This is a genomic window from Acidimicrobiia bacterium (assembly GCA_016650365.1).
Lineage (GTDB): Bacteria > Actinomycetota > Acidimicrobiia > Spongiisociales > JAENVV01 > JAENVV01.
In genome coordinates this window covers 1-10391 of record JAENVV010000255.1, presented here as the reverse complement: position 1 = coordinate 10391, position 10391 = coordinate 1, and the positions used below count along the sequence as shown (strand labels likewise).

At 59.6% G+C, this 10391-nt stretch carries 16 protein-coding genes; 7 read left to right on the top strand and 9 right to left on the bottom strand.

The features are described 5' to 3' along the window. From JJE47_14695 to JJE47_14665, 7 genes are all read right to left on the bottom strand, one after another. The coding region (locus tag JJE47_14695) for a hypothetical protein (GenBank protein MBK5268673.1) at nt 1-259 on the bottom strand (259 nt) is incomplete at its 3' end. 15 nt (nt 260-274) lie between these two features. After that, nucleotides 275-562: a EutN/CcmL family microcompartment protein gene (locus JJE47_14690; protein MBK5268672.1), complete on the bottom strand. Its 288-nt coding sequence runs from the start codon at nt 560-562 to the stop codon at nt 275-277. Nucleotides 563-574: 12 nt separating this feature from the next. Further along, the gene (locus JJE47_14685; protein ID MBK5268671.1) at nt 575-865 is read right to left on the bottom strand and encodes a BMC domain-containing protein; all 291 of its coding nucleotides are present in this window, start codon (nt 863-865) and stop codon (nt 575-577) included. A gap of 44 nt (nt 866-909) precedes the next feature. Further along, complete coding sequence (locus JJE47_14680; GenBank protein ID MBK5268670.1) at nt 910-1527, bottom strand: hypothetical protein; 618 nt, start codon at nt 1525-1527, stop codon at nt 910-912. Then, on the bottom strand, nt 1523-2191 hold the full coding sequence (deoC, locus tag JJE47_14675; protein ID MBK5268669.1) for a deoxyribose-phosphate aldolase: 669 nt from the start codon (nt 2189-2191) through the stop codon (nt 1523-1525). The genes JJE47_14680 and deoC overlap by 5 nt, the downstream gene beginning before the upstream one ends. Before the next feature lie 176 nt (nt 2192-2367). Next, the gene (rpiB, locus tag JJE47_14670) at nt 2368-2949 is read right to left on the bottom strand and encodes a ribose 5-phosphate isomerase B (GenBank protein ID MBK5268668.1); all 582 of its coding nucleotides are present in this window, start codon (nt 2947-2949) and stop codon (nt 2368-2370) included. 92 nt (nt 2950-3041) lie between these two features. After that, nucleotides 3042-3440 carry a winged helix-turn-helix transcriptional regulator gene (locus JJE47_14665; GenBank protein ID MBK5268667.1) on the bottom strand — a complete coding sequence of 133 codons (399 nt, stop codon included), beginning with the start codon at nt 3438-3440 and terminating at the stop codon, nt 3042-3044. A gap of 264 nt (nt 3441-3704) precedes the next feature. Between JJE47_14665 and JJE47_14660 the strand changes: the two genes are divergently transcribed. Further along, nucleotides 3705-4700, top strand: coding sequence for a hypothetical protein (locus JJE47_14660; GenBank protein MBK5268666.1), 996 nt, complete (start codon nt 3705-3707; stop codon nt 4698-4700). Between the two features lie 14 nt (nt 4701-4714). On the opposite strand, the gene JJE47_14655 is transcribed toward JJE47_14660, so the two are convergent. Continuing rightward, nucleotides 4715-5020, bottom strand: coding sequence for a ferredoxin (locus tag JJE47_14655; GenBank protein MBK5268665.1), 306 nt, complete (start codon nt 5018-5020; stop codon nt 4715-4717). 11 nt (nt 5021-5031) lie between these two features. Next, entirely contained in the window at nt 5032-5367 is a 336-nt protein-coding gene (locus tag JJE47_14650; GenBank protein MBK5268664.1) for a hypothetical protein, read from the bottom strand. 161 nt (nt 5368-5528) lie between these two features. On the opposite strand from JJE47_14650, the gene JJE47_14645 reads away from it, so the two are divergent. From JJE47_14645 to JJE47_14620, 6 genes are all read left to right on the top strand, one after another. Next, nucleotides 5529-6038: a DUF664 domain-containing protein gene (locus tag JJE47_14645; protein ID MBK5268663.1), complete on the top strand. Its 510-nt coding sequence runs from the start codon at nt 5529-5531 to the stop codon at nt 6036-6038. Nucleotides 6039-6174: 136 nt separating this feature from the next. Further along, on the top strand, nt 6175-7488 hold the full coding sequence (locus JJE47_14640) for an amino acid ABC transporter substrate-binding protein (GenBank protein MBK5268662.1): 1314 nt from the start codon (nt 6175-6177) through the stop codon (nt 7486-7488). A 63-nt stretch (nt 7489-7551) separates the two neighbouring features. Then, on the top strand, nt 7552-8445 hold the full coding sequence (locus JJE47_14635; GenBank protein ID MBK5268661.1) for a branched-chain amino acid ABC transporter permease: 894 nt from the start codon (nt 7552-7554) through the stop codon (nt 8443-8445). Next, nucleotides 8442-9461, top strand: coding sequence for a branched-chain amino acid ABC transporter permease (locus tag JJE47_14630; GenBank protein ID MBK5268660.1), 1020 nt, complete (start codon nt 8442-8444; stop codon nt 9459-9461). Before JJE47_14635 ends, JJE47_14630 begins: the two co-directional genes overlap by 4 nt. Further along, nucleotides 9458-10201, top strand: a complete 744-nt coding sequence (locus tag JJE47_14625; protein ID MBK5268659.1) for an ABC transporter ATP-binding protein — start codon at nt 9458-9460, stop codon at nt 10199-10201. The genes JJE47_14630 and JJE47_14625 overlap by 4 nt, the downstream gene beginning before the upstream one ends. Further along, nucleotides 10198-10391: ATP-binding cassette domain-containing protein (locus JJE47_14620; protein MBK5268658.1), on the top strand; the 194-nt coding region annotated here is incomplete at its 3' end. The genes JJE47_14625 and JJE47_14620, both read left to right, overlap by 4 nt.

The following is a 10391-nucleotide window of genomic DNA, read 5'->3' as shown; positions in this document are numbered from 1 at the left end:
CGAACATCGAGCGCCGAATGCCATCGATGATGTCATGACGAGCTTTCAACCCCATTTGGGCGTACACCACCTGGGCACGTTTGGCAGCGGAAACTGCCTCGTCGATGCTGGCAAATATGCCATCGCCGAGATCCATGTCGATCGCCAGGTCCGCCTGAGCGGCCAGCGTTACTCCGGGCCGGTTACCCATCGGTACGTCGCCCATCCGCAGATGAACCCGGGCGATGATCGCCTGAACTTCCTCGTCTGACAGGCTCATCGCTTACCTGAGGGCTTACTTGGTGTATTTCTCATCGCCGCCCACTTCCCACGAATCAACAATCGCCATCACGACGGCATCGCAGGGTCGCTCAAACGTGTATTCGGTTTGTCGAGCGGAGCTGCCACTGGCATACATGACCACTTCACCGACTCCGGCGCCCACCGCGTCGGCGGCAACCACGTAGCTGCCGCTGCCGTTGTTATCGAGATCCAACTGCTCCAGCAGGAGGAAGGTGATTCCGTCGAGACGGGGTTCCTTACGACTGGCAACAACCGTTCCCGCTACTCGTGCGAGAAGCATGGTATCCCCCGTCTACTTGGCGGCCTCTGACCGGCCGAGCGGCAGAATCGCATCGAGAGAATCGTGCGGGCGAGCAATGACATGGCTGGCGATAATCTCTCCAACGCGCTCTCCGCCCCTGATTCCAGCTTCGACCGCAGCCTTCACCGCAGCAACATCGCCACGAATGATGGCGGTGACATAGCCTCCACCGGTCTCTTCGTACGATACGAACTCGACCTTGGCAGCCTTCACCATTGCGTCGGCTGCTTCTACCATGGCCGCAAAGCTGCGAGCCTCAATCATTCCTAGTGCATCTGCCATTTCTTCCTCCTCTTAACGTACGTTCTTGTTGATCTGGTCTTCGGTCAGTTCTGGTCGCGCCCCTCAATCCCTTCAAGAGAAGCGACGGCGGCTCGCCATCCGACTTCGATGTCGGCTTCCTCTCCGCCCAGGTACACCCGGCCGGCCGCCCCGAATGCGCGAACCTCGAGGATGTTGATATTGGCGGCCTTCTCGGCTTCGTTCGCAGCCAGGGCGGCATACGCCGCGGGCACGCACTCCATGACATACAGCGTCTGGCCGGGGGTAATCATTTGACCGTGACGCATTTTGTTGATGAGCTGGGCCTGGTGGTCATCGATGTTGCGAACGATCTGGCTGGATAAAATCTTTGGTTTGAGCCGATCGGTTTCTTTGAGGTCCATCGCTTCGAGGATGGCTTCCCCCGCCCCCCGGGTTTCGGCTTGCTCCGGAGAATGGATCTCAAGCAGGCCGAACACTCGCTCGACAATCTGCATACCGGGCTTCACCGCGTTCGACTTCAACGCTATATCGGTGAGACGATTGATCTCGATTCCCGGTGAGATCTCGACGTACAAGGCAGCCTCTTTTGCGAGCGGAAGAAAGCCACTCGCCGTGGTACCGATGAACGCGGCGTGTTGTGGTTGCAGGCTGTCGAGGAATACAAACGACCTCAGCTCAATATTGCTCACTTGATGCTCCTCCTGTGACAATGGCAATTCCTGCGGAGGCGCCGATGCGGGTGGCTCCCGCCGCGATCATCTCCTCGGCGTCTTCCCGGCTACGGACGCCACCGGACGCTTTGATACCCATCTTGGGACCGACCGTTTCGCGCATAAGCAGGACATCCCCAACTGTTGCACCGCCTCCGGCATAGCCTGTGGAGGTCTTGACATAATCGGCTTTGGCAAGCAGAGCGAGATGCGACGCCATCACCTTTTCGGAATCCTCCAGAAGAGAGGTTTCGATAATGACCTTGTTGAGAGCGCCGACTTCATGGCACGCGTCTGACACTTTGGCAATATCGTCCTGAACGACGTCGTACTGGCCGGACTTGAGGGCTCCGATGTTGATGACCATGTCGATCTCCCTGGCTCCATCCCGAAGTACCCGACGAGCTTCCATCGCCTTGATCTCGGAAAGTGTGGCCCCGAATGGGAATCCGACCACCGATGCAACCTTGACATCACTCCCCCGCAAAGCGAGAGCGGCCCGTTTTACCCAGGCCGGATTGACGCAGACCGAGGCGAACCCGTACTCGCGAGCCTCGGCACACAGGACGTCGATGTCATCGGCGGTAGCGTCCGGTTTAAGGAGCGTGTGATCGATGTATTTTGCAAGGTCCATGGGTACCTCGGCACCCTGGCCCCGGTAGCTGACCCGATCGGCACCATTGGCGACCACATGACGGACCCGGTCGGGGCTGTGGGCTGCACAGGATCCATGACAGTCGGCGCAGGGATCGCCACCGTTGAGGGCCGCGATCACTTCTTTGGTCACGGCTTCGATGAGTTCTTGCTGATTCATGCGTTGCTCCGGAGGTATTGGCGTTCAATGGCTGTGATCTTGTCGACTCGATCGGCGTGGCGGCCCGGTGCCCACGGCGTTTCGAGCCAGGTCTCGGTGATCTGTAAAGCGAGAGCCGGGCCAATCAGGCCGGCGCCCAATGTCAGCACATTGGCGTGGTTGTGTTCCCGAGAATTTCGGGCGCTTGAGAGGTCGTAACAGAGAGCAGCTCGAACGCCGGGCACCTTGTTCGCGACCATGGCCGAACCGATACCGGCCCCATCGATGATGATGCCGCACGTAACTTCGCCTGCCGAAACCAATTTGGCGACTGCCAACGCAAAATCGGGATAATCGACCGACTCGGCACTGTTCGTTCCGCAGTCGACGACCTCGTAGCCCTGCTCTTTGAGGCGGAATCCTATCCGCTCCTTGAGGGAGAACCCACCGTGGTCACACCCGATCGCGATTGTCGTTGTCGAGGTCATCGCGGGCGCAGATGCCGGTATGACAACAGCCGACGGTTCGGCGGTTGAAGCAGGTGTCAGTCCAGACACGACCCGCCGCACGACTTCGCGGATTACGGCTTCTGATGGCATCGTTGCGGACACTAGCGTCGGCTCAGGAGCTGGGAGCAAACGGGGGCCAACTATCGGACGGGCAATCTCCCTGACGGCAGCGGACGAATAGCTCATGGGCGCCTCCGCGAGGAAGGTAGTGGACGCCGCTCGTGCCGGCCGCCCGCAGCGCGCGATGAACCGTGTCGGCCACCCGGGACGATATGGGCACCGTCCGACAGCTCTCCGATTGGCTGGTAGACGACCCGCATTAGCTGACGCAACGGTCCAGTAAACGGGCTCGACTCGTTGATCTCCACGGTCCGGGCCCGGCCCACCCGCTCTTCCACAACCACCCCCGATTCCAGGAGTCGGTTGACCTCGCGCATGACGGTGGTTTGGTCGACACCAATCGCCGTCGCGAGGTTTGACAGGGTTCGCGGACGATCCGTCAGGAAGAATAGCTCGATCAGCAGCTCCCGCTGGGTGTCAGTCCGCAAAATCGGCAAGATTCTGATACCCATATTCTGCATATTACGCAGTATATCCTGCGAACTACGCAGATAGCAACCCCGGATCAACCAACAACGGCGTAGAGGGACGCTCGCGAAGTCCCCGAGTCACCCTTGTGACCACGACTCGCCCATGAGAACTGATTGACCGCGCGAATGCATTGGGGCTCGCTATTGTGATGTCAGTTGCGCGACTGGCGATAACGAAGTGGAAACGACCACTGGGGAGCGCATCAAACTGAAATAGCGCCGTTCGCCTGGGCCACACGACCATAGGAGGTCACCGTGTCCCAGAGAACCGAACAGCAGGCTGCCGAACAACTTCCGGTTTTACGATCACCGCTCGGCCGCCCTCTGGCCGTCGTGGCCGATCCCATCTCGGCTTCAGGTCTTTCTCGCCTGGCAGAGGTTTTTGACGTCGATGCAAGCGTCAGTCGGGACACGGACGACCTCTATCGGCGGTGTGCCGTAGCCGACGCCCTCATCATCCGCTCCGCCACCCGGGTCGATGGCAGGCTGATCGCGGCATCCGGTTGTTTGACCGTGATCGGCCGAGCCGGGGTGGGACTCGACAACGTCGACCTCGACGCCGCCCATCGGGCCGGAATCACCGTTGTCAACACTCCAGATGCCAACAGTGTCTCCGCCGCCGAGCATGCCATGGCCCTCCTTCTGGCCGTAGCGCGACATGTTCCCCAGGCGCGCCAGAGTATGCAGGATGGACGGTGGGACCGGACCGCTTTCGTTGGCGTCGAACTGTCCGGCAAAACCCTGGCCATTCTGGGACTCGGCAGGGTGGGCCGCCTCGTAGCGGAACGGGCGAACGCTTTCGGGATGCGGATTGTTGGATACGATCCCTATCTTCCGGGCACGACGCGCGTCCCGGCATACATTCGCCGGGTGGACTCGGTTACGGTCGCCACCGCAGCGGCGGATTTTGTCACCGTCCACATGCCACTGACGGCCGAAACCAGAAACCTGATCGACACCGCAACCATCTCGAAGATGCCCCACGGTGTCCGCATCGTCAACGCCGCCCGCGGTGGAATCGTCAACGAAGGCGCCCTCCTGACCGCTCTTGAGACCGGCCGGTGTGCCGGCGCCGGGCTAGACGTATTCGTCGAGGAACCCGTCACGGATCGCCGCCTGGTCAACCACCCCCTCGTCGTCGCCACCCCCCACATCGGGGCGTCGACGTCCGACGCTCAGAATCGGGCAGGTCTCCAGGTGGCCGACGCGGTTATCAGCGCCTTCTCTGCTCGTCTCCAATCAATCGCATGACTGGATAAACGGTATCAGACGCCCCGATCGCCCATGATCTGGGGATCGAATGGCTCGATCATGATGCACTCGCCCGGGCACTCCTCGGCGGCTTCAATGACATCTTCGATTTGCGAATCCGGGACTCTGGCCACCCCCCGGGATCCCTCGGGACCATGGCCTGGCCCGTCCCCGGCATCGAAGATGACCGCTTCACCAAAGTGATCAGCGGTTTCTTTGACGACCCAAAGGCCATCTGAACGAGCTTCGAACACGTCGGGGGCGATCTCCTCGCAGATACCATCACCGGTACAAAGATCCTGATCGATCCACACCATCAACTTCGTCGGGTTCACGCGTTGCCCCCGGTAGGCCGGCGCCGCAGTAGTTCGGACCCCCGCCGATAATGTCCCAGTCCTTCGACCTGTCTGACAAACGTGCCCGATCGACCGAGGCGCCTTCCTACCTGATCGTGGGATTCACCTTCGCCGAGCAAAGCCATGACCCGATTCTCGATTGGACTGGGCGATCGGCGCGCCGGCGGTCGGGAACGTGGGATGTCCGTCCAATCGATAATCTTTTCGACCCGCTCGGGAGACTTTCGGACCCGTCGAGCAATCTCGTCGACCTCAACTCCTTGGGCAGCCAGTTTGAGGATGCACCGTTCCAATGGACGCAAATGTTGCATCAGACTCCAATCTTGTGGGGACCACTTGTTGTGGAATACCCCCTCACCTTACCCATCCGCAGGATCTCGGTCTGGAACAAGTTCCTGCACCGCCCTTGCGAATACTCGATGCCCGGCCTCGCCCAAGAAGCCTCCCCCCTGAAATCTGTAGCCTGATCAACATGACCTCACTCCCCCGACCGAGACCGTTTCCGCCGACCGACCTCGACTTGCCCGATGCAGTTCTGGTTTTCCTCGACTTTGTCCAGACGACCATGGTCAACAAATTGGCCGGCCTCACTGAGCCTCAGGCGGCATCGACACCAATCCCGACCTCGCCGGTCATGAGCCCACTCGGATTGATCAAGCATCTCACGGCCGTGCTGCGCCAGCACGTGCAGATCCACATCGGTGGCCTTGACCTTCCTGTCCTCTGGGACGGCAACGACCACGATTCCGAATGGAGATTGGGTCCAGGCGACACGATCGCCACCGTCCTGGCGCGCTTCGATGACGAATGCGCCGTGTCACGACATACCCTGGCCGGACTGGACATGGAGACCCGGATTATCGCGTACGGAAACCCAAATCGGGTTGGTCGTCTACTCGTGGACGTCTTGCAGGAGTGTGCCCGCCACTTGGGGCACATGGATATCGTTCGCGAACTCATCGACGGAGCGAAGGGGGAGTGACTATTCGATTCCATCTCAGCGTCCATTTTTGCCGCACCAGCGTTAGGACCTCTCGAAACTACTGAATGCCCTTCTGCTCGACACATCGGACGGCAAGGTTGGTACGGTGGGGGTGAGTTCAACCGAGGAGAGATCGATGAAACGTCTCACTACGGCGCTGGCGATGTCACTGGCGCTCCTACTCATGCTTACCGCCTGCGGTGGCGACGATACAACCACCACCAGCACGGCCGCAGCAACACCAACAACCGCGGCTTCCGCGACGCCAACTACCGCAGGTTCGTCGGATACGACGATGGCCGACGTGCCAGAGTTCGCCGGCACGATCAAGATCGGCGCCGCCGTCTCTGACACGGGGACGTACGCCAGAGAGGGTCAGGACACCCGGCACGGCTACGACACGTGGCTTGATTGGGTGAATAACGAATACGGCGGTATCAAGGTCGGCAACGACCGGTACAACGTTGAAATCATCTACTACGACGACGAAGGCGACTCGGACACTGCCGCCACCCTGGTCGAAAAACTGATCACCGAAGATGAGGTCGACTTCCTGCTCGGCCCATACTCAAGTGGGTTGACGATGTCGACCAGCGCTATCGCCGAAAAGTACAACGTCATCATGGTGGAGGGCAATGGCTCGTCGGAAACCATCTTCGAACGAGGCTTCAAGAACATCTTCGCCGTCCTGACGCCAGCTGGGAACTACACCCAGTCGGCACTCAAAGCGCTCGCTGATCTCGGCGCCAAGTCCGTCGTAATCGCCTACGAGGACGCCGCCTTCCCCACTTCGGTGGCGGTCGGTGCCGAGAAATGGGCGAAAGAGTACGGTATGGATGTGCTGGCCGTCGAGACCTACCCGGTCGACGTATCCGACGTGTCCGCCATCATCACCAACTTCAAAGCTCTCGATCCTGACGTCTTCGTCGGAGGCGGTCATTACAAGGACGCCCTCCTGTTCGTGCGGGCGGCCAAGGAGCAGGGCTGGGCACCCGGCGGTATGGTGATAACGGTTGGACCATCCAACCCTGAATTCGTCACCGAAGTCGGCGCGGATGCCGAGTACATCATCGGCCCAACCCAGTGGGAACGGACGATGTCGTGGAGCGACGAATGGTTTGGCACACCTGAAGAGTACGCGGTCCGATACGAGGCCTTGTGGAGCGAACCGCCGTCATACCAGGCAGCCGAATCGACCGCCACTGCCCTGGCTCTGCAATTAGCTATCGAAGCCGCAGGCACGATCGATACCGACTCCGTTCGTCAGGCTCTCTACGACCTTGACGTCACGACGTTCTACGGCCCGATCAACTTTGACGAAACAGGCAAGAACGTGGCAAAGCCAATGGGATCGATTCAGATCCAGGATGGCGTTATCAATGTCGTAGCCCCGGCCGAAGCAGCTGTCGCCGAGGTGCGGTACCCGATGCCACCGTGGAGTGACAGATAGTCAATACCTGATGGTTGGGGGTGGACCAACTGCTCCACCCCCAACCTCACTAAGGACTGTGAAATGGACCTGTTCCTCCAGGCACTGATCAACGGAGTCATCCTCGGCGGTTTCTACGCCGTAATGATGCTCGGGTTTTCTGTGATCTGGGGAGTGATGGGAGTCATCAATCTGGCCCACGGCGAGATGATCATGCTGGGCGCCTATTTCGCATGGTTTTTGAACAGCAACTACGGAGTGGACCCGTTCGTTTCCGTTTTGATCGTCATGCCGGTCATGTTCCTGCTGGGCTACGTACTCCAGTTAGTCCTCATCAATCGGGTGGTCGATCGACCGATCCTGGCATCCCTGCTCGTCACTTTCGGCCTGTCGATTGCCATCGCCAATCTGGCAAAACTGGTGTTTACGGCCGACCTTCGCATCTCGGACACGACGCTCAGCGGTGCGTGGGCGTTCGGCGGGGTTACCTTTCCGGTGACCAAAACGGCCATCATGGGGGTGGCGTTGGTAATCATGTCGTCACTGCACCTTTTCTTGCAAAGAACCAGAACCGGCAAGTCGATCCGGGCGGCCGCCCAAAACAAGCAGGCGGCTCGTATCGTCGGCATCGACATCAATCGTATCTATGCACTCACGTTTGGCATCTGTATCGCTATTACCGGAGTGGCCGGCGCCGTGATCAGCCCCGTCCAGGCCGTCTTTCCCTTCATGGGCACCCCCCTGACTTTGCGGGCCTTTACGATCACCGCCCTGGCCGGCCTTGGGAGTATCCCGGGCGCCTTGATGGGTGGTGTGGTTCTCGGGATCGTCGAGAGCATGATCGGTATTTATGTATCGGGGATCGGGACGAACCTTGCGATCGTGGCGTCCTTCGTCCTCCTAGTCGTGATCCTCGTTACCCGCCCCCAGGGCTTGTTCGGAGGGCTCCGCCCCCACGAGGAACCTGCCCAGATATGAGCCGACTGCCCCGTACGCCGCGACTCACACTTCTGGGCCTGTTGCTCTTAGGCCTGGCCGTCATGCCACTCGTTCCCGATTGGTTCCCAGACCAGAGTTGGGTTACCAACTCACGGCTGTTCTCATTTACACAGATGTTCATGTTGATCACTCTGGCGAGCAACTGGAACCTGACCGGGGGATTTGCCGGATATGTCGACTTCGGTCATACGGTGTTTTTCGGTATCGGCGCCTACGGCACCGGCATTCTGATGGGCCAGGGCTGGAGTTTCTGGCCCGCATTGGCAGCTGGGGCGGTCTTCGCGATGATCTTCGCACTAATGATCGGCTATCCGACCTTACGACTGAAAGGCCCATACTTCGCGATTGCCATGTTGGGGACTTTCGTTGCCATGCGGGAGATCGTGCGTGTCTGGAAAGGTCTCACCGGCGGCGGGGTGGGACTAACCCTTCCTCCTTATCTCAACCGCCCCCTTTTTTACTGGGTCACCCTGATCTTGTCGGTCATCGTCGTCACCTTGATGTGGTCGATACGCCGATCCGAATTCGGCGCCAGCCTTATCGCCATCCGCGAGGATGAAGTAGGTGCTGAAATGCGCGGCATCAACACCACCGTCAACAAAATCACGGCATTTGCGATCGCAGCTTTCTCTACTGGCATCGTCGGTGGGCTGTGGGCCTATCAGAACACCTTCATCGATCCTGACATCGTCTTCCTCCAGAGTCGGACCGTTGAACTCGTGATGATGTCCATGCTGGGCGGTCTCGGGACCGTGGCCGGCCCCGTAATCGGTGCTGCGACGATCTACTGGATGCGCGACGTCGTGTGGGCCAACTTCGCCGACTACCACCTCCTGGTCGAGGGGTTCCTGCTCATTCTCATCGTGCTCTACACCCCCGAGGGAATCATGGGCAAGCTCGGGAGCAAGAACGCCATCAGCCTTCAGAAACTCTGGACCCGCAAGAGTCCGGTCGAAGAAGAATCGACCGAAACGCAGCCGGAGGAGGTCTCATGACCGAACCCCTACTGGACGGACGCGGCGTCACGAAACGGTTCGGCGGCCTGGTAGCCGTAAACAACGTCGACTTCCAGGTATACCCGCATGAAATCGTCGGGCTGATCGGGCCGAACGGCAGCGGCAAGACCACCCTGTTCGACTGTCTCAGTCGCGTGCAGTCGATCGATCAGGGCCAGGTTCTGTTCAAGGGCACCGATATCACGCACAAGAAACCCCATGAGGTCGCACACCTCGGTATGGCGCGCACCTTCCAGGTAATCCGGGTGTATCGCAAGCTCACCGTTCTCGAGAACATGAAAGTCAGCCGACAGTGGCGGGGCGAGATGATCTGGAACCAGCTGAGGCCAAGTCATCAAGATGTTGAGACCCGGGCTCGGGAGCTCATCGACTTTCTGTTGCTGACTCACCTGACCGACCAGCCGGCCGGAACCCTGTCGGGCGGCCAGCGACGCCTGCTCGAACTCGGTATGGCACTTATGCCCGACCCGGATTTGGTCCTGCTCGACGAGGCAGCATCGGGAGTCAACCCGACCCTCGTCGAAGAAATCAAGGACCGGATCCGAGAACTCAATCGGGAGCGTGGCAAGGCATTCTTGGTCGTGGAACATGACATGCGGTTCATCGCCGACCTCTGTACCCGGGTATATGTCCTCAACTACGGAGAGAAGATGGCCGAGGGCACACCCGCTGAAGTCATGGAAAACGAAGCCGTGATCGAAGCGTATTTCGGATCATGAACGACACCGCCACGCCGCTGCTCGAGGTACAGGATCTTTACGCCGGCTACCTCGACTTCGACATTCTTCACGGGGTCAACCTGGTCGTGCGGCCCGGCGAAGTAGTTTGTGTTATTGGGCCTAATGGTGCCGGCAAATCGACCGTTTTCCGGGCGATTTACGGACTCATCAAGGTCCGACTCGGTCACGT